This window comes from Arthrobacter sp. P1_D4, assembly GCF_056406115.1.
On record NZ_JBFUAU010000019.1, the window covers coordinates 28,901 to 53,100 of the forward strand.

The 24,200-nt window shown below is 60.2% G+C and carries 15 protein-coding genes, 1 tRNA gene and 7 pseudogenes; 10 read left to right on the forward strand and 13 right to left on the reverse strand.

From position 1 onward, the window contains the following. Nucleotides 1–276: 276 nt before the first annotated feature. From AC1D0A_RS18090 to AC1D0A_RS18100, 3 genes are all read right to left on the reverse strand, one after another. Nucleotides 277–2,184: a UvrD-helicase domain-containing protein gene (locus tag AC1D0A_RS18090; protein ID WP_476946451.1), complete on the reverse strand. Its 1,908-nt coding sequence runs from the start codon at nucleotides 2,182–2,184 to the stop codon at nucleotides 277–279. Continuing rightward, complete coding sequence (locus AC1D0A_RS18095) at nucleotides 2,181–4,130, reverse strand: ATP-dependent nuclease (protein WP_476946452.1); 1,950 nt, start codon at nucleotides 4,128–4,130, stop codon at nucleotides 2,181–2,183. Before AC1D0A_RS18095 ends, AC1D0A_RS18090 begins: the two co-directional genes overlap by 4 nt. Before the next feature lie 143 nt (nucleotides 4,131–4,273). Next, a complete protein-coding gene (locus AC1D0A_RS18100) occupies nucleotides 4,274–4,501 on the reverse strand; it encodes a hypothetical protein (protein WP_476946453.1) in 228 nt (75 codons plus the stop codon). Between the two features lie 603 nt (nucleotides 4,502–5,104). Between AC1D0A_RS18100 and AC1D0A_RS18105 the strand changes: the two genes are divergently transcribed. The 5 genes from AC1D0A_RS18105 to AC1D0A_RS18125 all read left to right on the forward strand — a co-directional run bounded on the left by AC1D0A_RS18105 (nucleotide 5,105) and on the right by AC1D0A_RS18125 (nucleotide 8,122). After that, nucleotides 5,105–5,278: a hypothetical protein gene (locus AC1D0A_RS18105; RefSeq protein WP_476946454.1), complete on the forward strand. Its 174-nt coding sequence runs from the start codon at nucleotides 5,105–5,107 to the stop codon at nucleotides 5,276–5,278. A gap of 36 nt (nucleotides 5,279–5,314) precedes the next feature. After that, a complete protein-coding gene (locus AC1D0A_RS18110) occupies nucleotides 5,315–5,965 on the forward strand; it encodes a TM0106 family RecB-like putative nuclease (RefSeq protein ID WP_476946455.1) in 651 nt (216 codons plus the stop codon). A 334-nt stretch (nucleotides 5,966–6,299) separates the two neighbouring features. After that, the gene (locus tag AC1D0A_RS18115) at nucleotides 6,300–7,022 is read left to right on the forward strand and encodes a hypothetical protein (RefSeq protein WP_476946456.1); all 723 of its coding nucleotides are present in this window, start codon (nucleotides 6,300–6,302) and stop codon (nucleotides 7,020–7,022) included. Continuing rightward, nucleotides 7,022–7,636 carry a hypothetical protein gene (locus AC1D0A_RS18120; RefSeq protein WP_476946457.1) on the forward strand — a complete coding sequence of 205 codons (615 nt, stop codon included), beginning with the start codon at nucleotides 7,022–7,024 and terminating at the stop codon, nucleotides 7,634–7,636. Before AC1D0A_RS18115 ends, AC1D0A_RS18120 begins: the two co-directional genes overlap by 1 nt. Before the next feature lie 156 nt (nucleotides 7,637–7,792). Next, nucleotides 7,793–8,122 (forward strand): hypothetical protein, encoded by a 330-nt coding sequence (locus AC1D0A_RS18125; protein ID WP_476946473.1) that lies wholly within the window; start codon nucleotides 7,793–7,795, stop codon nucleotides 8,120–8,122. A 127-nt stretch (nucleotides 8,123–8,249) separates the two neighbouring features. Here AC1D0A_RS18125 and AC1D0A_RS18130 read toward each other — a convergent pair. The 3 genes and pseudogenes from AC1D0A_RS18130 to AC1D0A_RS18140 form a co-directional block, all read right to left on the reverse strand. After that, nucleotides 8,250–8,390: pseudogene (locus AC1D0A_RS18130) on the reverse strand (AAA family ATPase); the annotation flags it as partial. Nucleotides 8,391–8,548: 158 nt separating this feature from the next. Beyond that, nucleotides 8,549–9,298 carry a hypothetical protein gene (locus AC1D0A_RS18135; protein WP_476946458.1) on the reverse strand — a complete coding sequence of 250 codons (750 nt, stop codon included), beginning with the start codon at nucleotides 9,296–9,298 and terminating at the stop codon, nucleotides 8,549–8,551. A gap of 369 nt (nucleotides 9,299–9,667) precedes the next feature. Further along, nucleotides 9,668–10,663 carry a hypothetical protein gene (locus tag AC1D0A_RS18140; protein WP_476946459.1) on the reverse strand — a complete coding sequence of 332 codons (996 nt, stop codon included), beginning with the start codon at nucleotides 10,661–10,663 and terminating at the stop codon, nucleotides 9,668–9,670. 507 nt (nucleotides 10,664–11,170) lie between these two features. On the opposite strand from AC1D0A_RS18140, the gene AC1D0A_RS18145 reads away from it, so the two are divergent. Next, nucleotides 11,171–12,211: a tyrosine-type recombinase/integrase gene (locus AC1D0A_RS18145; protein WP_476946460.1), complete on the forward strand. Its 1,041-nt coding sequence runs from the start codon at nucleotides 11,171–11,173 to the stop codon at nucleotides 12,209–12,211. 541 nt (nucleotides 12,212–12,752) lie between these two features. Here AC1D0A_RS18145 and AC1D0A_RS18150 read toward each other — a convergent pair. The 4 genes and pseudogenes from AC1D0A_RS18150 to AC1D0A_RS18165 form a co-directional block, all read right to left on the reverse strand. After that, nucleotides 12,753–13,169, reverse strand: coding sequence for a DODA-type extradiol aromatic ring-opening family dioxygenase (locus AC1D0A_RS18150; protein ID WP_476946461.1), 417 nt, complete (start codon nucleotides 13,167–13,169; stop codon nucleotides 12,753–12,755). A gap of 711 nt (nucleotides 13,170–13,880) precedes the next feature. After that, nucleotides 13,881–14,099, reverse strand: a pseudogene (locus AC1D0A_RS18155) (IS30 family transposase); the annotation flags it as partial. Further along, nucleotides 14,077–14,723: pseudogene (locus tag AC1D0A_RS18160) on the reverse strand (transposase family protein); the annotation flags it as partial. The pseudogenes AC1D0A_RS18160 and AC1D0A_RS18155, both read right to left, overlap by 23 nt. Before the next feature lie 1,729 nt (nucleotides 14,724–16,452). After that, nucleotides 16,453–16,578: pseudogene (locus AC1D0A_RS18165) on the reverse strand (recombinase family protein); the annotation flags it as partial. 655 nt (nucleotides 16,579–17,233) lie between these two features. On the opposite strand from AC1D0A_RS18165, the gene AC1D0A_RS18170 reads away from it, so the two are divergent. Further along, nucleotides 17,234–17,305 (forward strand) — tRNA-Glu (locus AC1D0A_RS18170). A 26-nt stretch (nucleotides 17,306–17,331) separates the two neighbouring features. On the opposite strand, the pseudogene AC1D0A_RS18175 reads toward AC1D0A_RS18170, so the two are convergent. Continuing rightward, a pseudogene (locus AC1D0A_RS18175) lies at nucleotides 17,332–18,537 on the reverse strand (IS481 family transposase). 535 nt (nucleotides 18,538–19,072) lie between these two features. Here AC1D0A_RS18175 and AC1D0A_RS18180 point away from each other — a divergent pair. Then, entirely contained in the window at nucleotides 19,073–19,285 is a 213-nt protein-coding gene (locus AC1D0A_RS18180; RefSeq protein ID WP_476946462.1) for a 3-keto-alpha-glucoside-1,2-lyase-like domain-containing protein, read from the forward strand. A 680-nt stretch (nucleotides 19,286–19,965) separates the two neighbouring features. On the opposite strand, the gene AC1D0A_RS18185 is transcribed toward AC1D0A_RS18180, so the two are convergent. Continuing rightward, nucleotides 19,966–20,220 carry a hypothetical protein gene (locus tag AC1D0A_RS18185; protein ID WP_476946474.1) on the reverse strand — a complete coding sequence of 85 codons (255 nt, stop codon included), beginning with the start codon at nucleotides 20,218–20,220 and terminating at the stop codon, nucleotides 19,966–19,968. Between AC1D0A_RS18185 and AC1D0A_RS18190 the strand changes: the two are divergent. Together AC1D0A_RS18190 and AC1D0A_RS18195 are read left to right on the forward strand one after the other, a co-directional pair. Beyond that, nucleotides 20,161–20,730, forward strand: a pseudogene (locus AC1D0A_RS18190) (S8 family serine peptidase); the annotation flags it as partial. The gene AC1D0A_RS18185 and the pseudogene AC1D0A_RS18190 sit on opposite strands and share 60 nt — an antisense overlap. 600 nt (nucleotides 20,731–21,330) lie before the next feature. Then, the gene (locus AC1D0A_RS18195; RefSeq protein WP_476946472.1) at nucleotides 21,331–23,439 is read left to right on the forward strand and encodes a cyanobactin maturation protease PatG family protein; all 2,109 of its coding nucleotides are present in this window, start codon (nucleotides 21,331–21,333) and stop codon (nucleotides 23,437–23,439) included. 401 nt (nucleotides 23,440–23,840) lie between these two features. On the opposite strand, the pseudogene AC1D0A_RS18200 reads toward AC1D0A_RS18195, so the two are convergent. Then, nucleotides 23,841–24,176, reverse strand: a pseudogene (locus tag AC1D0A_RS18200) (transposase); the annotation flags it as partial. Nucleotides 24,177–24,200: the final 24 nt, after the last annotated feature.

Consider the following 24,200-nt stretch of genomic DNA (forward strand, 5'->3'; position numbering starts at 1 on the left):
CTTTTTGTCTTCTTAGTGTTGACAAGGCTTGACTTTTCGAAGGCCATAGGTGAACGGTGCGCCACACTTAGGGCACGGTCAACGCTCTGGAACGGCACGACCTTGTACAGAGCAGATCGGACGTTTTCTTGAGGGCTAAATACGAATCCCTCGCTGGGTGACATACGAGCTCTCGCTGAAAGGGTGGTCGACAGGGGCCGCGAAACTAGAACTCTACGAGATGGCGCAGCCGGAGAATCGTTGAATGAAACTGCGTTATCGCCGATCCGACTGGCCCTAGTCGATGCGGACGATGGACACACCCGCTTGTTGGAGATCTTCGTAGATCTTGCCTAACGGCGCCGGCGTCCCTCGTTCGTCGCATTGGGTGAAGATCAAGCGCTCGGCTGCCCGGGAAACACCGACGAAGAAAGTCATGGTGGATTCGACAGTGTTCCGAGCGTGTGCCCACCACTGGTCGCTGTCAAGTCCGATGAAGAAAACCGTATGGTATTCCAGGCCTTTGCTCCGGTGAACTGTCAACAGCGGAACTGCATCTTCATCGAAGAACGCGTCTGAGACTGAGTTCCAGGAATCGACCCGCCGAAGCACCTCGGCGAGCCGAATCTGGAAGGCTGCGAGGATCCCCTCGAGATCCTCTGGCCTGTCGCCAAAGACCCTCTTGTGTCCGGCGGATTCGACCTGTACAAAGGTCGTCAGCTGGTCGGCTAGAGAGGCTGCGAGCTGTTCGCTCAGGTCGATTCCCGAACCATGGTTCAGAGGGTTCTGAGCGAGCCACGCGCGCAGGTCGTGAAGGTACTTCGTGAGATCATCGTCTGCCTGGGTACCTACCTCTCTGTTGCGTGGCCCCGAGTGCAGGCGCGACAGCGTCGCCGTTACCTGTCGCCAGACTTCGGGCTGGCCGCCCTTGTTCGCACCCAACGCGAGGAGGCCGACCCAGAGGCGTACGAGATCGTCTGTGAGCAGGTCCTGCAACCTGAGGTCGCCGACCTGTGCGTCGTCGTTGCGGAGCCGTAGGCCGACGGCCTGAAGCGCCCTGGTCAATTCCGGCTCCAGCTTGGCAACCTGCTGCCTGGCAATCAGCGCGTAGTCGGCGGGCCGTTTGCTAGAAACCTCCATGTCCGTCGCGATCCAGGCCGCGATGGCGTCAGCTTCGCGCCGGGCAGTCGGGAAGGACCAGACCTCGACAGGGGTCTCTCCGACCGGTGGGACAACGCGCGACTGCTGCTGGGGCGTATTTGGGTCGATCCGGACGGCGAAGCGGTGCTGGAGGTCGACGAGTTGTTGGGTGGATCTGAAGTTCGAGGTCAGCGCGAACATCTCTGCTCCGAAGTCGTCCTCGAACTGAGCGAACGCGTCACTGAGCGCCCCCGCCCAACCCATGATCCGCTGCTTTCGGTCGCCGACGGCTGTGACGGTCGTTCCGTCATGGGCAAAGACCGCCTTAAGAAAGGAATATTGCGCGTACGTCGTGTCTTGAAACTCGTCAACGAATACGAACGGGTAGGTGGACCGCAGGGCCCGTTGCAGCTGGGGACTCGACCGAATGATCAGGTCAGCGAGCCTGTTCAACATGACGAAGTCGACCACGGGAACTTCAGGAGTCAGGTAGTTTCGCAGCCACCACTGCTGGATGGCGTATTCGCTCGCAGAAGTCGGTGCCGGCTGCTCAGACGGCACGCATGGAAGTTCGGATGCTCCTAAGACATTCGAAAGGAACGTGTCAGCGGATAGGGTGTATACGGCTGCTGCTCGGTCCGTCTCAAAACCTCCAGCGACATCGGCCAGGAATCCTTCGACCTGTCGCTTGGTTGAGAAGCCGATCTTATAGCCGGCGTTCAGCGCCCATTCGTTCGGCAGTAGTCCGAGGAACCGGTCGACGATCGACTTGGTGAAGGCGTCGAACGTCATCGAGGCGAATCGATGGGCGTGCTCCGGAAGGCGCGCTTGCACTCGGTCTCGGAGGTTCACTGCCGCGGCGCGTTTGAACGAGATGGCGAGGATCCTCTGGGGTGGGCGGCAGATGCCCGTCTCGAGCAGGTAACCTGCCCGTTGTGCCAGGAACTCCGACTTTCCGGCGCCTGGGCCGGCCGTCACCGAAGCTGTGCCGGCCCTTAGGGCGTCCCACGCTGCTGGCTCAAGGTCATCGATGCCGTGGGGACGCCAGTCGTCTGGGGTCGTCACGACGGTGTAACCACCTTCTGGACTCGGTCGAGTAGCCGTCCAAGGCGCGGGGGCGGCTTCGCGAGATCGTCCTTCATCACAAACGACAAAGCCCGGAGGTGTGTGCTGGGCTTGGAGTTGGACAGGAACAAGTAGCGGTACCACCGAAGGTCCTCGATCGTGGCCTTGCTGTTCCAGATTTTTACGTCGGGTCTGTCGTCAGCCTCACCCAGGACGGCGTTGCGCGGGTCGCCCTTGCTACTGGGACCGGTCTTGCCGTCTTCGGGGTGACCCGTGTACGCGTCTTTGTAGTGTTTTAGCAGGAGCATGTCGAGGTCGAGGGGCGTTGAGAAGTAGATGTCCCACTTCTCAAGGTGATTGAGCCATGCTTTGACCTGGTCGATGCTGAGGTCGTCAATGTCGTCCACCGAGGCGAAGTCCTGGATGCTGTTGCTGCCGTCGAACGGTGAAATGCCGATCTCGAGCAGGCGGTTGCAGGCGTCGCGAATGCGCCCTTCACCGCCGCCGGCGCGACCATAGTCCAGGTCCAGCAGCGTTGCAAACGGTATGCCGAGCTGATGTAGGAGTCGCCAGAAGTGGTTCGTGTGACGTCCTCCGAGCGGAACGACAGCGACGAAGGACTGGTCGATGTGCAGGTCTCGCGCGGCAGCGAGCTTGGGAATGACTAGTTCCTCGGAGGCTCCCTCGCCAAGCACGACGAATCGAGCGAAGTACAGCTCAGGGTGCGCCCTTACGGCCTCGCGCATGTACTTCCCGGCGTCGGAGGCCTCCGCGGGAAGAACGATCTGGCTGACCGCAGTCGATTTCGTAGTCTCATCGGTTCGGAAGTGCCTGACCTGCTCAGGAGGGATGCGCGACATTACGCTTGCCGAGTGACTTGAGATCAAAGCCTGGGCCCGGCCCGAGCCCGTAACGTCCACGAGCTGCTGGACGACTCTAGAGAGGAAGTACGGCGCTAGGTTGTTCTCCGGCTCTTCTATAAATAAAAGCGTCAGCGTCGGCAGCTCCGCCGCGGTCATGTCGAACGTGTCGTCGTGTTTGCCGGAAGCGATGTCCGTCTCGAGGTCGAGGGTGGCTGCGGTCAGCGCGATGTGGAGGAGCGAGCGCTGGCCGTCGCTGAGCTCTCGCGCCGGACGCGTCCTTCCGATGGCCGTCGGCTCGAAGTGCATTTCGGCATTGGTGACGAGGACGCTCATGTCTCTGCTGAGCGGCTCAAAGATGGGGTCCTGCTCCGTGGCGAGGTGGTGGAGCTCTTTCCATCGCGTAGCGATTGCTTCGGTCACGGTCGCGACGACAGCCTCGCTCTTGAAGTTGGCGGACAGCTCGTCGGCCGCGTCTGCTATATGGGCACGGAAATCGTCCGACCAGACGCTCGCCCTCCATAGACGTCCGCGAAGGAACGCGTTGACATGGCGGTCGCCGTCTCGGGTCGCTGGCACGTAGACAGCCTGAATTCGGTTTCGATCGGAGGCACGCAGATCGACGCACTTGTCGCCGAAGTCGTCGTCGAAGGTGTACACGACGCGCCGTTGGTCTTCGATGAGGCCGCTGGCCGAACCGTCCGCCGTCCATGTAGCATCCAGGACGATTCTCAGCTTGAGGTTGCCTTCAGAGTCGGCGGCCATCTGCGCGAAGAACTCCGGCACGGTGGCCGCTGCGTCGGCGGCGGCGTCGGCGTCGAGTTCGGGGAACGCGAAGACCGCGTCCACCCGGAGGGTTCGGACTGCCGGTGCTTCGGTCTCGTCGTGAGGGACGTGGAAGTCTTCGACACGGACCTGGCGCTGGTCGGCGACGACGCTGAACAACCTGAGCAGCGCGTGGATTGCCGCTGTCTTGCCAGAGCCATTCACCCCGAGCAGGGCAGTCAGTTGCTGGTCGAACATGATGGTGTGAGGGGCGGGGCCGAAGCACTGGAAGTTGGTCAATGTGACTCGTTCGAGGTGCATCTATGTTGACTCTCTGTTCTGCTCTACCCTGTTGTTCCATAACCCTACGGGAACCTAGCCACCCGATGATCTAGTTCCTGCTCCATGTCGGCCGCGTGGAGGTCGGCTGGGCAGTCAGCGACGCGGTTGATCCATCCGGGCCACTATTTGTTAGGCCTCGGGCATGAGTCGCTGGCGGGTAGATCGTGTGCCGCCGGTTCGACGATTGGTGTCTTGCGCTTCGACCGTGAGCTCGGGGTCGGCATGTTGCCGTTGATGATGAGGACGACGACGAGGCTGGGCGCCTCGGGGTTGTCGAGGCCGTGGAGCTTCGGCTCGAGCGTGAATAGGTAGTTTTCGGGGGTTCCTGGGGGTAGGTTTTTCGCACTCATGTCCAGGATCGTAAGGATGGACAGGCGTGCGTCGTCCGCGGACGCGTACTGAGTCGCCTGACCGATATACTTTGGGGCGTTTTCCTGTGTGACCGGAACCTTCCGTAACCTTCCGTTCGGGACAACACGTTGCCCGAACGGAAAAGCATGCGACTCCAACACCCGCCGCTTACTTCGCGACCGGGGGGTAACGGCGCCCCGTCCCGCCCGTTCGCGCGTTGACACCGCCCCTGATATTTGTCAGGCGATGTCGGCGGAAGGCCTGAAATTGGCGGAACTCCGGCCAAATAGCGGTTGGTCGAAGTTTCATGAACAACGCTGCAGGGTAAACCTTGGGGCTGTTTGGGAGCGCGGGGGAGGGGAGGGGCTTACTCCAAAGCTGCGTGGCGGAGGTACTTTTCGCCGTCTACACGAGCGAACCCTGCCAGCCCGGGCAGGCCAGATCGCAGGCCGGCGCCATCGCCGCGCTCACCGGAGTCCTCGCCGAACAATGCGGACCGGCTCCGCGCCGTCCTGGAAGCCCACCGGCTCGGTGCGACGGCCTCCGCCTGGGACGATCCGCGTCGGAGCGCCTGCCTGAAGTGCGCCGACTGCAAGGCCGAGATGGGAGCAGCGAACGACCTCATGCTGGTCCGCCGAATGAACAAGTCGCGGCGGGCTAAGCTCATGGCAGCAGGGGACACCACGATGGCCATGTTCGCCGCCGCGGACCTGCCCGACGTCGGCATCAAGATGGACCCGCTGTGGGCCGAGCTGCAGGACCAGACCAAGCTTTAGTGCGGTCTGGGGGACATCGACGACACGATCAACGGTGTGGCCTACAAGATCCTGGCCAACCCGGCCCTGGTCGGCATCCCGAAGCCCAGCCCCGGAGACATATTCTTCGACTTCGAGGGCGACCCCCTCTGGCAGGACCCGGCGACGGGGGAGTGGGGGATCGAGTACCTCTTCGGCCTCGTCGAGCACTCCTCGGACGGGCACGACTTCGTAGCCTTCCCCGCGCACAGCCTGGAGGAGGAACGGCAGGCGCTGATCGACTTCGTCGACCACGTGAACGAACGACGCGCGCTGTACCCGGACCTGCACGTCTTCCACTACGCCCAGTACGAGGTGACCGCCCTGCGGAAGATGGCCTGCCGCGATCAGGTCATGGTGGACGAGGTGGAAGAGCTCATCGAAGCCGGGGTGATGTTCGACCTGTACGAGACCGTGAAGGGCTCCCTGCGGATCTCCGACCGGTCCTTCAGCATCAAGAAGCTGGAACCCCTGTACATGCCGGACGGCCGCGTCGGTGTCACCAACGCGGTGGTCTCCATGGTCCAGTACAGCGTCTACCAGAAGGCGGTGAACACCGCCCAGCTGGAGAACGTCAAGCTCATCTTCGCCGCGATCAAGGACTACAACCAATACGACTGCATCAGCACGTGGAAGCTGCGGGACTGGCTGCAGAACCTCACCCGGTAAGGGCGGCGGCCGCCCCCTCCCACCCCCAGATGCTTCGGCGTGCGCATCGCCACCTGCGTCCGAAACCGGCATGGCTGGAGGTATATTTGAGCAGCGGAATGCGGAAGTGGCACAGACGGACGGCGGTGGGGGACTGGATAAGGGGCTCGACGCCGAGTTGCAGCATGTCGCTTACGAAGCGGCTAAGTTGGCCCGGTCCGCTGCCGAACCCGGCTATGTAGAGATCCTGGTACGGGAAGCGCTGCGGCTGCGTGAAGAAGCTGAGGCAGCTGCTGCGGTCCCAACAGAAAAGATGGCTCCGTCTCCGTTGCAGCCACGCCCCCAACCAGTTGCAGTGACCTCCACTCAGGAGTATGAGCTCGTCTGGCATGATGTGGCCGCAGCGGCCGACGCTGAAGGCAAGGTTGAGCAGCCCAACGAACCGGACGATTCGGACGTCTTCTGCCCCGGCCCTTCCTGGGCCGGGGACCCGGAGGAATACCAGGAACAGGCCGCACTGACGGCAGTTGCGGCAGGCCTTACAGTCATGCCCTGGTACTGGGTCGAGACCACCTGCGGCAGCAGATCATGCCTGGACGTGAAGCACATGATCTTCCGCCGCCCCCAGCGGCTCCTTTATCCGGCCGGTGTGTGCGTGTACTGCGGTGAATACGCAGACACCCGCGACCACCTCCTGCCCGTCAATTACACGGGAAAAGCGGTGCGTAGGCACGTACTCACGGTACCCGCTTGTCGGCAGTGCAACTCCTTCATTGGAGATGCTTCGGCGCCCTCCATCACCGAGCGGCGTGCCATCGCTCACAGCTCCCTGCGCCGCAAACGCTTCCGAGTCCTCCAGTCATTCGACTACACCGACGACGAGTTGGAAGACTTTGGACACACCATGAGGTCATCAGTCTTGCGGGCTCGAGAAGAGAAGGACAGGTTGCTCAGGCGCCTCGCGTTCCCTGGAGATGACACCTACGACCTCGAGTATCTAGCCCTCTCCGGAATTGAAGACCCCTACGCATTCGGCCTGCTCAAAACGGACGACCGGGCTCGCAACAGGAGACGATGATGAGCAACCAACCACTAAGCTCGGCACAGGACCCCTATGCCGTCCTTGACGCCCATCGCCGCCGCTGGCATGACCAGGAGGTCTTCCTGGCTGCCCAGCTGCGGATCCTCCGGCAACAGCAATTGGCAAATGCGTTGCCCGCGGCACTGAGCGACCTCCGCTCTGCTGTCCCCGGCGCTGCAACCGTGTCATTCCGTATGACTCCGGCGGGAACCGCCGAACCCGGCGGTATCGGCGGGCAGGATGGCAACTACGACATCGAGGGCGTCTCTGAAACAGCCGAATCAGCACTAAGCGAGGTATTGCACGCCATCGCACAGTTGCCGGAGGGTGACAGGCGCGCGCTCGGCGTCCCTGCGGGAGACGGAACAGAAATCCTCGACATACATTCGATAGTCAGCCGGGCCGCTAACCTCCTGACGCGCAGGAAGCCTGATCCGGAGATGGACCCCCTGACAGTCGATGAGCGGTACGTCCTGGTGGCAGCCGCCTACGAGGGCTATGACGCGTACAGTGCCCGACTGGTGGGTGAGTGGGAGGAGGACGATTGGGAGCTGGGGCCTGTCCGGCAGCAGCAGGACAGGTTGGCCCTTATCCTCGGGTATGGTCTCTAGCCCGTAGGGCCCGGCGGTGTTCGCCGAACACAACCCGACAAGGCGCGGCTTTCATGTTGGTCCGTACACATGTAGTTCACGTGGGAGAACTTCACACTGCGCTTCCCCCTGAGCATATACAGGCAGGATACCCGGCCGGCCACGAGGGGGACAGTAATGGGTCGGTGGAACGACAAAACCGGTGCCGAGCGGGCAGCCAGGATCAAGGGCGAAAACCAGGCAGCCGAGCATGCACGACGCCAGAACTCGAAGGAGCAGGACTACGAACGGCGGCACCTCGAAAGGTGGGACGCCGAGAACCTCAAATACCAGCGGTCTGAGTACGAAGCGGACCTCGCAGCCTGGAAGAAGGATCCAAACGGCTACGAACGCCGGTACAGCTCGCCCTACGACGTCCCTGACATGCCGGGCTTGCCGTTCCCGGAGAACCATCCTCCGCCCGCCGCAAGAGTCCCCAGACCGGGAGCTCGCCCGTGCTTGCAGTGATCGGCGGCTCCATGTTCGAGACGGAGAGGGCGACCTGCGGGTTACCGTCCCGGTCCGGGCCAAGCTCGGCAGCGATCCGCTCCGCAATGTCGTAGGCGGCGCGGCGGGTGGCGCACGCGATGATGATTTTCAGCTTGGAGCGTTCGCGGAAATACGCCACCGCCTGGGCGACCAGCGTGGTCTTACCGGCGCCGGGAGGAGAGTCAACGATGGGGATCGGGGCACCGGACCACACGCTGGAGAGCGCCTTCGCGAGGGTCGAACCCACGATGAGTGTGCGTCCTTCATCGACCGGCTCAGCCGGTGTTTGTTCCGGGGCGTCAAGTACGGGCGTGATGCCAGGTCTGCGAGATCAATGCCGAGGGATGTCATGCCCCTCATGTGTACGGAGCAGGCGCGAGCCGTCACCAGTGGCGAGGGCGATTCTTAGCCGCGGGTCGGCCCGGACTTTCCTTCATCCGTGACATCGTCAGGTTCGATAATGTCCTCGACAACCACGGCCTCGAGGTTATCGGCAGATTCTGGGCTCTTGAAAGACTTGCGGCTGGCCCGAATGACCCACCAGGCGAAGGCGGTGTTGGTTACCCAGCCAAGAGCGGCACCTACCCCGCGTTCGGCCGCCTCGTCGATCACGAAGCTACCTGATTGGCCCGACAAGACGATGAAGTCGTCGCCTAGGACCTTGTTGATCGGCTTGTACGCGGTCTCGGGAATTTTGGCGACGGCCATCCCTGCCCAATGGGGCGCTGTTCGTGAGGCCAGCGCACTGATGGCCTTGTCCGTATTTCTTGCGAGGAGGACGGACCGGACCAGGTCCTCACGGTGCCTAAGCTCCGAGTGCGGCGAATCATAGGCTTCAGCCACGGCGAGGACAAAGAACACGGCGGCCTCCAGAGTCTCCGTGCCGGTCGAGGTTGTCCCGGTTGTGCTGCGTGGTGTCCCTGCCGCACCCGATTCTCGACCGATCCGACGCGCTTTTTTCCAGAATTCGGCCTCAAGCTTCCTGACTATGTCTGCCTTGGGGAGGCCGGGCTGTTCCGGTCGCAGCCAGTTCACATGGTCAATGGCGCCGTCAGCCTGCGTTTTCAACGCGAGCTCAACGGTTCGTCTCGTGAACGGCTGGATGGTGCCCCTGGACTTGCCTGCGGGTCCCCGTCCGCTTCGTTGCTGCGTCAAACCGCTCTCCTCTGTTCCCCGGCGCTCTCTGTCCATAGCGATAGCGCCGTGGCTTTGCTTGGTGCCAGCACTGAAAGTATGCCTGACGCTGGCGCGGTAACCCGAAGTGAGTCGTGTTGTCCAGAAGATTTACGAAGGAGAGCGTTTTGCCCACTCATGGACAACAGCCTCGAAAGGGCGATTCCGGGTCTCCGCAGAGTCACGTGATAACCCCCGTCTCTGGAGCCGGAATATCGTTCCTCGTCATAGCAGACCACAACAGCTGCCGCAGGTTCATCCTCATTGCCATACGATACCTTTCGCAATTGTGGTATTTGACTTGCCTCTGCCACTGGGACATAAACCTGCATGAACAGAAGGAACAGCCCGTTACTTGTTCACAGGCTCCTTGCTCGCTTCGTCACCCTCGGGTTCAGCGGGCTTATTCTCATCGCCCTCGGGTTCGTTCTTTTCAGGGGCAGCAGGCTTACCCTCAACATCCTTGGGTTCGTTCTTCTCAGGCTCTGCAGGCTTATCCTCATCTTCCTTGGCTGTGTTCCCCCAAGACGGTGGGTACGTCCAGTAAGGGTATTCAGGCCCTCCATATAGCCCGAAGTCATTGGATGATCTTCCCGGCCGCATTGTTGGCTTCTTCCCAAGCTCTCTCGTTCTCTCAATCGCAAGGTCGGCACGGGTGGAAGGCATGTGCTTTTCCAGGGACACACGGACGGCTTCCGTTGTTTCGTAGTAACGGAGGATGTAGGGAAGCCATGCTTCCAGAGGGAAATCGGTAAGGGTGTATTCACGCAGTTTGGAAAGATGTACATACTTCACCCGCTTCTCGGGCTCCAGACTGAATGCGATGTGAGCCAAATGTTGGCTCTCGTCTTGGATGCGTTCCTGTAAGTCCAGTGGAAGATCCGCAGCGTACGGAACGATGGCAAGGTAGGCGGCTTTGGTTCTATCCATACGCTTACTTAGATGGGTTCGGATGTATTTGTTGAACTGGAGTCGGTTGAGGACTGTTCTGAGATGCTCCTCGGTAACACGGCGATGCGGGCACTTGGCGATGCGTTCCAGTTCCCGGATCATATCCAAACCATTGAAGGCAATGGTCGTCAGGGGTGTCTGGAGTGTTTGCAGCCGGCTTTCCAGTTTGCTTCTTCCCGGTAGCACCACCACGAGGTAATGGAAGAAGTACGCACCGATGTACGCCATGCACAGGTCAGCCAGCCAAGGCAGGGGAGTTGTCTGTTGCTCACCCGGAGCCGGGACCGTGGTGGTGATGGTGTAACTGCACACCACCAGAACGAACAGAATGGCAACAGCCACCCAGAAGATGACCGTGATACCCGTGTGCTGCAGCCAGTGCTTGAATCCCCTCACTGGGAGAGATTACCTGTGTGGGATGGCTGAGCCTTCATTGTTGCTGTGGCAGGCTGACAGCAGTACGTGGGGGAGTACTCCTTTCTTGTCTGCGGATTCCCGTGCTGCCGTGGAAGAGCCCCTCAAGGGTGATGTGCGCTGCTCCTTCAATAGTTCGCAGTGACTATATTCGGTCAACGAGTTGAAGGGGAGCCCCTCAAGTTGCTTCAGACCTAAACTCTCTGCCGTGACGCGGGGATGTCCTCTGCGGAGGAGATCCGGATTAGCTGTTCGGATAGGGGAAGAAGAAGGTGTTGACAGTGTCAACACCTTTGGCTTCGGATCGGGTGGTAGGTCGATCGGATTGGGCTGAACTGCTGATGTTTTCGTGGGTTCCCTTTGCTTTCAGGGCTGGGAAGACAGTTCGAGTCCCACCTCGGGCACAGTGTTTCCGCAGGTCAGCAGCCTTCGGGCCGCTGAATGTGTACAAAACTACAAAAAGTGTGTACAGCGGCGTAGCATTTTGCTGTGGCCAGCATCAGCACGCGCAAAAAAGACGGTTCCAAATCGTTCGTGGTGCGCTGGCGTGACCCGGGAACCCGTGCGAATCAGGGCCTGACTGTCGCAACTCAAGCGGAGGCGGAAACGCTGAAGCGGTTGCTGGACGCGAACGGCCAGTCCTTCGCGGTTGCCCAGCAAGCCATACTTTCCAACCAGGCCCGGGTTCCAACCGTCGCCGAGGTTGTCCAAGAACACATCGACCTGCTGATTCGCCCGTCCAGCGGAACCGTCAAGACCTACCAGGTGATGCTGGACCTTCATATCCGGGACGTTATTGGCCACCTTCCCGTGGACAAGCTCGACTATCGGCACCTCAATCATTGGGCTAAGTCGATGATGGCGAAGGGCAAGTCCCCGAAGACAATTCACAACGTTCATGGCCTCATCTCCGCAGCGATGAACACTGCCGAGATGCTGCACTACATCCCTCGGAATCCGTGCCGTGGCGTTCAGTTGCCGAGTATTGACAAGCCCGAGGACGAGGCCATGTTCCTCACGCACTCCGAGTACAACATGATCCTTGAAGTCATGGGGGAGCGGTACAAGACCTTCACGAACTTCCTGGTCATGACAGGAACCAGATTTGGGGAAGCGACGGCACTCAAAGTAGCCGACGTCGATTTGCTCTCCAAACCGCCCACGGTGCGGATCAACAAGGCTTGGAAACGGGACGGCCAGTCGCAGTACTACATCGGGGCCACAAAGACCGGTGCCGGTAAGCGGACCATCGGTCTCAACCCGGCGCTGGTCGAACTTCTGGTACCCCTCGTGGCAAGTCGCCCTGGCGATGAACTCCTGTTTACGACCCCTAAGGGGGAGCGGATTATCCACAAGCTCTATTGGCACCACTACTGGGTTCCTGCGGTTCAGGCGGCTCAGACACATGGACTGAAGAAGTCGCCCCGCATCCATGACCTGCGGCACACGCATGCGTCCTGGCTGATCCAGGACGGTGTGTCTCTGTTTACGATCTCGCGACGCCTTGGCCACGCTGCCTCAGGCGGGTGAGGGGAGTCGTGTGTATCGTCATCCGCGCTATGTATTTCCATTCATAGCCGTCGCTGATCCTGCAGAAGCCAGTGCCTAGCCGCTTCGCTTGACGCCTTCAGCGTCTCGCGAGCAGTTCACTGGTGCGCGTGATCGCCGCGCATCTGCGGCTGTCGTCCTGTGTCCCCGCAACCACGACGACGTTTTGGGCTCGCTGCCCAGGCGACGTATGGCATCACGATTGTCAGAAGCAGGTCCTGGGCGAGGTCTCGCCTAGGGAAGGGAGTGCTCCATGCATCCCGGATATTTTGTTCGCCGAGCGTAGGGCTCCCCTCTCGGCGTCGATCGGGTCACCTCTCTCAAGCCCTTCCTAAAACGTGAGTCGCGCGAGACTGGGGTGGCTCGTGGAAAACGGGAAGTACCGTACCGAGAAGTCGGAGATGGCCTCGGGTCCGGAGCCTCAGACTGTTGCCGCATGATTTAAACAGGGTCCTGAGTCCTAAAGAACTGCGGAGGTCCGTGGACGGGTTGATGCACGCGCCTCGTGGCCCTTGGGCCGCCTTTATGCGACTTGGAGGGATCGGATGGAGTTGCCGAACCACAGTCGGTTGATCGTTGTGGTGGCCGGCTCCGCGAGCTTTGAACCTGCGCCAAGAGTGAGAAGCAGGGGGACGAAGTGGTCGGCGGTGGGGTGTGCGACCTCGACGCCGGGGCCTTTGTTGCGGTAGTCGGTCAAGGCGTCGATGTCGCCGCGGGAGAGCGTGTCGGCTGCCCATTCGTCAAAGGCTTTCGTATGTCCGGCGAGAGCAGGATTGCGCATGACAGCGAAACTGTGGGTCATGAATCCCGAGCCAATTGTGAGCGTGCCTTCATTACGGAGCTGACGTAGCCGCTGACCGAGCTTCAGCAAGGCTTCGGGGTCCAGGCTGGGCATGCTGAGCTGAACAACAGGGACGTCGGCGGCTGGGTACATGGCCATCAGAGGGATGAAGGCGCCATGGTCGAGTCCCCCGGTCTACGTAGTGATGCACGGAGGTAGTGTCACTCAGGGTAGCGGCGATGCGCCGGGCCAGGTGGGTGGCGTCCGGTGTGGTGTATTGGAGGGTGTAGTAGCGCGGGTGGAAGCCGCCGAAGTCGTAGTACAGGGGAGTGCCCGCTGCTGCGCCGGAGATGGCCAGTGGTGCGTTCTCCCAGTGCGCAGAGACTACGACGATCGCTCGCGGCTTGGGCATGCTCTGGGACCACATGAAAAGGCTGTCAAGCCATTGCGGGTCATCAAGGGTTTGTGGGGCACCATGGCTGACGAACAGTGCCGGCATCGGCCCGTCGTCAGGTTCCCAGGTTTTCTGCGCCCGTGCTTGGGGCAGGACGCGGGCGAGAAGGTCATGGTGGGCCCCGGCCGGAATTGCTGGGTGCAGCGGGTCATGCTCGGTTGTCATGGTTGGTTCCTTTCAGGACCCTGTTAGCCCTGGGCGGGGATGAACCGCTGGTACGGCGGCGATGGCTGTCAGGGCGAGGCGCGTTGTCATCAAGGCGAGCAGGGCGGTGGTGCTGGTCCGGGCACGGCGTTGGTGGCCTGGACCAGGATGTCGGGAAAGACAGAATCAGGACGGTCGGGGTGGGCGGCACAGTACGGTGGCCGGACCCTCTAACGGCTACTCCGGCGCTTGTCCCAGGAATAACACTGGTGTAGGTACCGGCCTTTGAGCGGGGCAAGCATGAACGTCGGCATGCCGCCACGATCCCGGAACCAGCGCGTTCCGGCCGCTTGCGACACGCCAGCCACTGTCGCCGCCCGCTCACTTGTTGATCCCGTCGCGATCTCACGCCAGAACGCCCGCTCGGTGTCCCGCCGCAATGACGGCTTCCCGGGCGATTTCATGACAGGCCTGCCCGTCGCCACTTTCATCCAGCCTGCCGGCCTGCCCATCGCTACCTCCAGAATCGAGGTGTTGCGACGACCGGTTGAATCCGTCCTGGGATCCGCGATCCGAGTGCACCACGGTCCTTGCCGGGCGGCGTGCCCGCACAGCGTTCTCCAGCGCGGACACCGCCAAAGAGGACTTCATGCCCTTCTCCGGGAGTTCGTCGGCGATGAACCGGTACCCGAACGCCGGATCGTCGAGATGGATTTCCCGGGCGGCGTTGACCAGGTGCGCATCCTCCCAGTCCCGTTCCGTCACCGGGATTGCCTTCCACCGGTAATAGCCTTGTTTGCTGAACTTCAACACCCTGCAGGTCACCGCCACGGGAACACCATCGGCGGCAAGATCCGTGACCAGCGGGTAGATCATTTTGGGTTGATGTCCCTCGCCAAATAGGCAGCCGCCCGGCGCAGAATTTCATTCTCCTGCTCCAACAGGCGGTTACGCTTCTTCAGCTCCCGCATCTCGGCCGACTCTGACGGTGCCAGCCGTTCCCCGGTTTCCATACGCTCGGCGATAGCGATCCAGCGCTTCAACGTCGTGACCGAAAGCCCGAAATCCTTCGCAACCTGCGCCAACGGCGCCTCGCCCTTGCGGGCCACATCAATAACATCCTGGCGGAACTCCGCCCCCTAAGCCGTGGGCATGATCAACATCCTTCCACGAGCACCAGCTCGCTAGGTCAAGGAGTCAACAAAACCGGGGGCAGTCCCGTTCTCACCGGCATCTACCTGGGCGTGGACAACCCAGCGGCGCACCGATTCAGGGCCGACACCGATTCGGCGCCGGCGCCTTGCAGGCAACACAAACGCACGGGTATTCGGACAACCGATCCATGGTCATTCGCACTGTGGGGTCTATGAAATGACGGGTTTCGATAACGCCACAGTAACGCTCGCTCCAGTAAGTTCCGGATTGAGCCCGTTGATGAAGGAGGCGCGTCGATGACGGTGGCCCTCACGAGCAATTGGCGCTCACGGGAAGTCAATATTTCAAGCGGAGGAGCGGAGGCTTGGCCAACCGCTATCAGTCGATGAAAGAGGATTGCGATGGGTAAATCAAATCCCGGGAATCAGTTTGTCGTGGACCTCAGTGTCCTGACAATGCCCGATGCGGCGCTCGACAGAATCGATCAGGCTGTTCAAAAAGCAGTCCTACTTGAGCTCGCCAGCGTCGACCTGGCTCCGGAAGTCACCGTGCGGATGTCTCGGCCGAGGGATAGCGGGTTCCCTGGCCATCTGCAACCTGGGCCAACGCGGGGAATCTGGGTGGAAGAACCTCCTGAGGCACGTGCATAGATGACTACCGAGTCGAAGCGCTCCCAGCGGACGTGTCCCAGTGGTAGGTGCCGGGACGGCGCGCTGTTGATTGGAATCGTGGACGCAGACGGCACAGTACGTTACCTCGGCGGTGCCCCAGCAGTCGACGATGACTTCGTGGAAATAGCGCGACAGGGGCGGGCTCCTGAATCGCGATTCCGCTTTGCCGAGCCGTGCGCCGAGGGCTCTTGCAAGAACTGGTCGGACAATCAGTGCGGACTCATTGGACAAATCCTCGTGGAAGCGGGCGTGACGTCAGGCGATAGTAACGTCCTACCACGCTGCGGTATCAGGGCGAACTGTGTGTGGTTCGCACAAGAGGGTCGGCGCGCATGTGACGTATGCGCCGCCGTGGTACACACCACATGACCACGGTCGCGACAATCCTGCACCAATCCACCAACAACGGGCCGAAATAGCGTCCACCGAACTGATTCCTGAGGAGGGACTCACACCGGCGCACCGGCCATGGAAACCATGGCAGCGACCGTGCACATCCCGCAGTGCGGCACTTGTGTAGGTACTGCGGAATTTGCACAACAAGTGAAAGGGATTCGACATGGAACTGAAGCACCCTCGAGTGGCCAACGTGTCAGATGGGGACAGAGAGCGGATAAGGTCCATATTGGAACGGGCAATCGCTAGAGACCGGGAAGCGAGGAATCTAGGACCGGAGGCGACAGCTCGACCGAAATCGGTCGGAGTGTATTACGAGGACCCTCCTGGCGTTTGCATTCCGGTGGGGGACTAGCATCACGCCCAGCCCGGCATAGCATACCAACAAACTCACAGGCGAAAGGCAGAGTCCAATGGAACGCAAGAAAGATGATTTCGTTCCTCGCATTCCTCTTACCGGAGAGGAGCGAGATGAGATTCGGGCTATTTTGGAGAGCACGATTGTAGAGCAGCTCAGGCCTGAGACTTCCGCTGCCAGGGGAGTGGGTGTCGTATACACCGACCCGCCAGGCGTATGTTGGCCTTTACAGGGATAGGCACGCGGTAGCCCATTTTGAGGCCTGGGTGTTGCGGTGTCGACGTCGCCACCGCTGAGGTTCAGAACGCGCAGATCCGCTCCTCGGCCACGGCGCCCGTCAGCTAAGGCGAGCAAGTTCTGAGTGGATCGCCAAAGCCGGTCCAAGGTCGATGCTGTTCACGATCATTGCCGCTCTCGCGGCAATGGAGCACGAGACCATACGTGAACGCGTCACCGATTTCCACCAGTAAACGTAGAGAAGCCGGAATGGACCTTGGTGGCCGACCGCGCCGGGTCCACTGACAGTCAGATTCACTCAATATAGGAGGCGCTGTGTTCAAGACCGAGGTACTGGTTCGTTTGGGGGATTCTTTCCGGGCAATAGAAGTCGAAGCGGACGACTTCGTGTTTGAGGAGATCAGTCAAGGTTCCTCTGAAAAACAGGACCTTTCGGACGAGCTTCGGAGGGATTTCATTGAGCAGCTCGTAAAGGACCAGATTGAACTACACAGAATATTGGGACTCAGTGTCGCTGGACTAAGGACCATCAGCTTCGGTGCAGAAGCAAAGACGAACAGCCCTTTTGGGCCTCCAGTACGCCTATTCACCTCGAACAGGGAGCTGGTACAGAAACTTCGGGGGACACCAAGCGTGTCTCAAGAGTTTCGCGAAATTCCATTAGGTGAGCCGCAGCAGCTCAGGTCCGACGGCAGGGTTGTATGTTTCGAAAGTGACGGATGCCTGTGTTGCTATTGCCTTGGAATGTAGTTTCCTATCTGGCCCACACTCGAAGGCTCGATTCCTTTCGAGGGCACGCATCACCTTGGCCCACATCGTCTAGCGGCCCAGGACACCGGCCTTTCACGCCGGCGGCTTGGGTTCGAATCCCATGGGGGTATGCATTGTGACGTCTCGGGACATCGACTACAGGTGTCCCGAGACATCGACGACACCCCCGGTCTTCGGACCGGGGGTGTTTTGTTTTTTCGGCTGGTAGTCGCGGCTGGGGTTGATGTTGAATTCCGAGAGGATTTCTCCGGTGCCGTGTTCAATGGCGGTGACGTCGTTGTCGCGGGCGAGGAGGATGATGCGTTTGCGTTTATGGGCGCGTCCGATGCCGAGATGGTGGAGCCTTCCGGCGTGGTGCAGTGTGACCTTGCCGTCGTGGTCCACGCGGTCGGTGCGGACCCGCCAGTGTTCGCCTTGGGCTGCAATGGTGGGGGCGGTTTTGGGGGTTTGGGTGTAGGCCTCGGCCGGTGTGCGGCGGTTCAGGGCCCGGTGGGGGCGTTCGTGGCTGCAAATGTGCTGGAACTTGGTCAGCTGTTCGTTGAGCTCCTCGAGGGTGTGCGCGCGGGATTGGCCGGTGAGCCATTTTTTCAGGGTCTGGTGGAAGCGTTCGATTTTGCCTTGGGTTTGTGGGTGGTTCGGGAGCCGTTTTTCTGTGTGATGCCCAGAGCGGCAATCAGGTTCTCGAAGGCGTTCCGGCCGCCCTTTCCTCCTGCCAGGCGGGTGGTGTAGACCGTGCCGTTGTCGGTCAGCGTCGAGGCCGGGAGCCCGTGTTCGTCTGCTGTTTGAAGGAATGCGTCCACGACGGCGGTGCCGGTGACCCGCCGGTGCGCTGTGCAGTGCAGCAGGGCCCGGGAGTGCTCATCGAGGAAGTTCAGGATCTCGGTGTCGGTTCCGTCGGCGAGGGCCCAGTGGGTGAAGTCGGACTGCCAGGTTTCGTTGGGCTGGTGCGCTTCGAATCGGCGCAGTGAGGAGCGGGGGCGTTTGTGGGGTTCCGGGGCGACGGAGCCCGCGGAGCGCAGGATGCGGTGGATCGTGGCCTGGCGGCGGGGTGAGGCCTTCGCGTTCGAGGTGGGCGGCGATGGTCTCGGCCCCGGCGTCGAGCCCGTTTGCTGTTAACTCGGTGCGCAGGGCAAGGATGCGGGCCTGCACGGTTTCGTTCGTTGCTTGGGGGTTGGTGCGGGGTCTGCGGGAGCGGGGCTGGAGGCCCGCATCGCCCTCGGCTGCGTATCTGGTGAAGAGTTCGTGGACCCATTGGCGGCCGATGCCGTAGCGGCGGGCGGCCTCTGATTTGGACATTCCGCCCTCGAGTACGGCCAGGACGATGACCTTGTTCTTCGACATGGACCATGCTCGACGCCGTGGGTGTCGCCGGTGTCGTGAGACACGCCGAAGAGCGTCGCCGATGTCCCGAGACATGTGTCGTGTATCAGCTGTCGTGGATGTCCCGAGACATCCGTCGCCTATGTCCTGAGTTCACACACCATGGGGGTATGCATCACCGAGATTCACCAGCAGCACACGCTCCCATGGTCTAGCGGCTGCTCCGGCTTCTCAGATCGGCATCGCGGGTTCGATTCCCACCGGCTGGCTCGAAAAGTCTGGCTAGAAGGTGAAGCGGCTTGTTGCTGTCTCCATTATTAGCTCCCCGTTGATGGTGTAGGACGCAGTCCTGGGCTGGGCAACTGCGCTTTCCTGCCCTCGGCCTGTGCGGCACCTTCCCGGACCCGGATAGCAAGGGCTACAACAATCGAGCATGGGTACCGGCCCATTTCGGATTCGAGATTCAAATCGATGACCTGGCCCGTCCCGATGGAGCCGACAGTCACCGCACCGGAGCCATCTGCGGCATAGACAATCCGAATTACAATCGGGTGGCATGCCTGCCGCCGGGCAATGGAATGACTTGGAGGTTGACGTCATAGGCCAGACATACAGTGTCAAGCTCAGTGGAATTCAAAGCACGGAGGTCACGAACACGATGCAGGACAGAGGTCTTCCCAGTAGCGCTGCCGTACCAAGCTTTGTCGGTCTACAGTCCGATGTCGGCCGTATAGCCTTCCGCCACATAAAGGTCCAAGCCCTACCCTAGTTGGTAGGCCCAGCGGGAGTGGGGCATCGTCATGCTACGAGCACGCCTCGCTGATCCTCACTTCGAACCTGCCGTTCGCCCGCTGGCAGATCAGGCGATCCATCGTCCAGATGAGCCCAGGACATAAACCGAATAGACCGACGCCTCGCCCGGAATGCTGTAACGCTGTAATAACGCTCAGACCACTAGGCTGCAATTTCTCAGGACCCATATAGAAGATGACTCTAGGAGGCGTATCGTGAATCTTCCGTTCTGCGGTAATTCTGTTCATAGCCCTTCCATTTACGCGGCTGACCAGATGGCTCCCCTTACCATGAACGTCACCGCAATCATCCCGCTCGGCAAGGGTGGGGGCGGCGGAGGTCCTACTCCGCCCGGTACTGGTGTTTGTGCGACGTCGTGTGTCGCCTGTTTCAATTCTGGCTACCATGGCACCTGTGGATATAACCAGTGGTGTGCCAACAAGTACCCGGGGAGCCCGGGCGTTCCCGGCCAGCCGTACGGGTGTGAAAGATAGATCCCTGGGGCGTTATCAGGAACGGTGGAGAAGTAGAAACTTCTAACACTCATCGTGACCTCGAAAGTTCTTTCAGATCACGACAACACGGAGGCTCTCCTTCCTACGTATATAGAGCCGACCAGGGGCACTCTTGGCATTGCCCCACCAAACTTCGCTCCCGTTACCCCGAGTTGAAGCCAGCGGGGGTGGCTTCAACGAAGCCCACTAAGTTGCTATCCGAACGGAAGCAGGCCGGGTCGAGGACATACGGGTTGGGGGTGGACAGCGCGTGCGTTCGTGAGGTGCAATGCTTGCAATAACTGTCGCCGTACTCGACGGGCCAATCCAGCGTGACCACCCTACGCTCCATGGGGCCATCATCGAACAGGACATTGATCCGGATGTTGATGCGCTTGTTGGAGAGCCGGTACGCCATGGAACCGCGGTCGCGAGCTTAATTTTTGGGCGATACGGCCAGTCCGACGTCAAGTTCTTGCGCCGGTTCCGAGGCATCTCTATACCTATCTTTTGGGATCAAGCAGCCGCGGAGAAGCCAACTTCGGGGTCCCTTGCCCGTGCGATTCGACTCGCGGCACGGCGCGGAGCCAATATCATCAACATCAGCGCCGGCCAGGCGGACAGCCGAGCCGCTGTCGATCCCGAGCTCGCCGCTGCCGTGGAGCACTGCCGGCGTTCGAACGTACTCATTATTGCGGCCGCGGGTGACGGGGGATGTTATGGGTCGCAGGTTCCGGCGAAATTGCCGGGAGTCGTCGCAGTGGAGGCGCAGGACGCCACAGTTCGAGTGAGGCAAAGCAGTATGGGGAATTCCTGTATTGCTGCCCCTGCCTATTACAATGCGGCGCTTGCGGGGGGAGGTGTAGCCGCGGTCTCAGGAAGCAGCTTCGCATGTGCCCTCGTCACGCGGGCAGCGGCGCTGATCGCCGCGGACCGGCATGACCGCAATGAACGGTTCGATGCGCAACATGTCCGACAGCGCCTTATGGCCTTTGGTAGTTTGACCGGTTTCTGGATTGCGGACGCGGGCGAGTTCATTGAGACGCCAGCCGAGCAGCTGACGTCTCAACCAGATCCCGCTGGTCAGGAGTTTACTTACGTGGGTCCATGGAGGCTAAATGACCGGTCACCAAAGGTGCAAAATCAGTTCCCCAGCGTCAGCGCTGACCGTTTTGGGACGACAACTGTCGAACTCAGTGGAGGCCGATCCATAGACGTCGCTGATCTACATTACCCATGTGGCGACCGACTGGGCATGAGACTGCTACCGGCCTCGGATGAGGTTGTGTCTGGATGCAAGTCACTCGACCAGGAATTGCGCCGAGCGCAGGGCATTGGCGACGACAACGACATATACGCAATACTCAGTTATATACACCCCGAGGAACATCGTCTGCGGGTTGCTGAGCTTCCGCACCGTTCCAAGCTTTACCTAGGGCAGAGACATATTGGCGCCTATTTAGGTCGAGGCAGAACGAGTCACGCCCTCTCAGGCCACTCTCGATGGCGAGGAGACCGTCAGTCGTCAATGCAGCTCAATCTTGATGAGCATCCGGCTAACGTGCACATTTTCGAGCTAGCAGGAGTTCCGCCAGCCGTTTTAAATCGCAACGCGAGGATGGTCGACGCCGTTATTGCCGGGCGAGCCCGTGTCCCGGACACGGTAGACACGATCAATTGTCGTGTCTTCGAGTTGCGCGCAATCCTGATGTACTACCGTGATCTGCTGAGGGGCGCTAACTATCTTGAAGACCTCGACTGGTACACAAACTGCAGCGTCCATAAGATGATTGTAATCAACGTTGCTATGAATGTTCCGCACAATCCTGCCGCGTTCGGTGACATCCTCGAGGACAAAGACGGCAAGTTATGGCGATCATTCACAGAAGCCTACGAGGAGGAGTTTGAACTGCCGTGGGCGGACACCAATGAGACTGATTTCGTCCCGCTTTGGAGATTGTCAGGCCTAGGGCTATCTGATATTCGTCCGCTGAGCGAGCGCGAATATAACACTTACTATGCGGCATCGCGCCAAGGCAAGCCCGCTGATTCCAATGCACCAAGGCCGCTGGAACCGGGATGCGGAATGGCATGGACTCCGGAAACGCTGGGCGACGTCCTGGCCGCCTTCGTGGACACCTACTGCCCCAGGAATCGAGTCGGTGAGGTTGTCTCCGCGGGCTCTTGGTTATTGCTGCGCCACGTGCTACAGCAACGCATCGGGCTGTCAGAACAGCGTTACCTAAACGCTGTTACACCCATCGTGAGTCGCCGACTTGCCAGCAGCGCCGCGGGATTGCCCCCCGCGAGCAGGACTCAGCTCTTGGAAGAATTTAATCACCGCCTGCAGCAGTGGTTGACAGAAGCTGATGATGAGGATCCCGCTCGAGGCGCTTCATTGGCTGCAACCGTTGAGCGCATTGCCGACGGAGCACGAAAGCTTTCCAAAACTGGCGACATATCTTTTGATATTGATCAGGCAGGTCCTGGCGAGCTCGGTAATTTGCGGTACGTAACGGTCAGTGCGGACCCACGTGACGGTCTCTTTGCTTCACCTGCAATCTTCCACAAGCTCACACGGGGACTTCACAAAGCCAGTCCCTTTGTGCGGTTCCGCACTATCTGCACAGTAGTCAGTAGCCCGCACTTACGCCAGATTGCAGGCCGACGGAATTCGTTCAGCCAAAATCTAAGGGAAGGAATACACATGTCGCAGGAAGCAGAGGACTCAACAACCTTGCCTGACTGGGAACGCGAGCCTGCTTGGTCCGACGAGGTTCAGACGGCCCCGTCAGCCTTAGGACCTATGGCCGTTGTTCCCTCTGCCCACGGTGGTGAGCAGTCCAGCCTGTCAGAAAGACAGCTTGTATATGCGCTAGGTACTGTCGGGTACGACTTTCCAAGTGCCGCCCGCCGCTTATCTTTTCAGCAGCGAGTCGCCGGGGGACCGGAGAATCCATCGGTTCTCCTGGATCACCTTGTCACGTCGCCCTCCGACGCCGATGCGCTGCAATGGACTCTTAACATCGACGGAATGCCGCTCTACGTCCTCAAACCAGAGGGCCCCTTCGCGAGTGAGACGTACAACTTATTGCGCACCTTTCTGCGAGATCAAGTAGATGAAGGTGCCGAGCGCGTGTCGCTGGCCGGCGTTGTTACCGGATCAGTACTACACCGCTCGGGTGTTGAGATTCCAGTCGTTAATCCGGACGTACGAGGAATGTACAGCTGGACAACAGCCGCATTACTTGACAGTCTGCGGCCAGCTGACGCCGCTGAAAATGATGATGACGATATCCGCGGAGGTATGAAGAACTTTCTCGACCGGGTCTACTACGAAATCAGGAATCTCGGACGAGAACCGTGGGAAAGGGCATTGAATTATGCTGCAACGAATGCCTTCGAAGCAGAGCGCGTGTTCGAGGCAGCAATATCCCAGAATATGGAGCTCGACACTATCAGCGTGGAGCCAAGCCCGCTGGCTCCGGCTGGAAGTAGCTATTGGGATGTAAAGCTCTTATTTTTCTTCCCCGAGCGTGCCGGTGAGTCTGTCCGCCGCGCCTACAGGTTCACGGTATCCGTCGACGATGTCGTACCCGCCACAATAGGGCCGATGCGGGCTTGGTACGTCCGCTAGCTTTCAGAATTCGAAGTAGGAGAATTACGACTATGAAGCTGCCAGTTCAATACCCCACTGTGGTGCGAATACCGACTCCCTTCGCAGTTTCTGGCGAAGTCGGACTAGGTGACGTAATTAAACAGGTAACGGCCGCTCTCGGCATTCCTCCATGTGCCCCCTGCCAAGCTCGGGCAGAGGCACTCAATCGTAGGATCGTTTTCTCAAATCGACCCAGAAGCAGCCCCGGAGAGCGCTAGGCAAGTAATCCAAGGGGTGCAGACCTGACGTAGTTTTACGAATTTTGCGGCAAGGGTGTCCCACCAACCGCCGGCCTGACAACCCTAACCTGCCAGAGGTTTTCAATGAGGCAATGCATCCGCCGTTGGCGGAGGTATTTATGACCCTTCTATGATGTTCTGTCAAGCAAAAAGGGTCTGCAGCTCGCGGAAGATGGCGCGGGCTGTGTAGCGTTTCAGGACGCGTTTGATTTCCCGGTAGGTGCGGCCTTCACCGGTCCGGCGTGCTGCGTAGAGCCTGATGGTCTCATCGTGGACCATGCGGATCTTCTCGATGATGTCCAGGGCCATGTTCAGCTGCCGGTCACCGTGGCGGTTCAGCCGGTGCCTGACCGTGTTTCCGGAGGATGCGGGCAGCGGGGAAACGCCGGCAAGGGCTGCGAAGGCGGCTTCGGATCTTATCCGGCCGTGGTGCGAGTACACGCGGAGGATGACCGCAGCGGTTACCGGCCCAATGCCCGGGCGGGCGCCCGGAAGGCACGT

Coding starts and splice junctions, on each gene's coding strand:
- AC1D0A_RS18095 (WP_476946452.1), bottom strand. CDS start 4,130: ATGCACCTCGAACGAGTCACATTGACCAACTTCCAGTGCTTCGGCCCC.
- AC1D0A_RS18100 (WP_476946453.1), bottom strand. CDS start 4,501: ATGAGTGCGAAAAACCTACCCCCAGGAACCCCCGAAAACTACCTATTC.
- AC1D0A_RS18105 (WP_476946454.1), top strand. CDS start 5,105: ATGGGAGCAGCGAACGACCTCATGCTGGTCCGCCGAATGAACAAGTCG.
- AC1D0A_RS18120 (WP_476946457.1), top strand. CDS start 7,022: ATGAGCAACCAACCACTAAGCTCGGCACAGGACCCCTATGCCGTCCTT.
- AC1D0A_RS18125 (WP_476946473.1), top strand. CDS start 7,793: ATGGGTCGGTGGAACGACAAAACCGGTGCCGAGCGGGCAGCCAGGATC.
- AC1D0A_RS18150 (WP_476946461.1), bottom strand. CDS start 13,169: ATGGCCATGTACCCAGCCGCCGACGTCCCTGTTGTTCAGCTCAGCATG.
- AC1D0A_RS18180 (WP_476946462.1), top strand. CDS start 19,073: ATGCCTGCCGCCGGGCAATGGAATGACTTGGAGGTTGACGTCATAGGC.
- AC1D0A_RS18185 (WP_476946474.1), bottom strand. CDS start 20,220: ATGGCGTACCGGCTCTCCAACAAGCGCATCAACATCCGGATCAATGTC.
- AC1D0A_RS18195 (WP_476946472.1), top strand. CDS start 21,331: ATGCAGCTCAATCTTGATGAGCATCCGGCTAACGTGCACATTTTCGAG.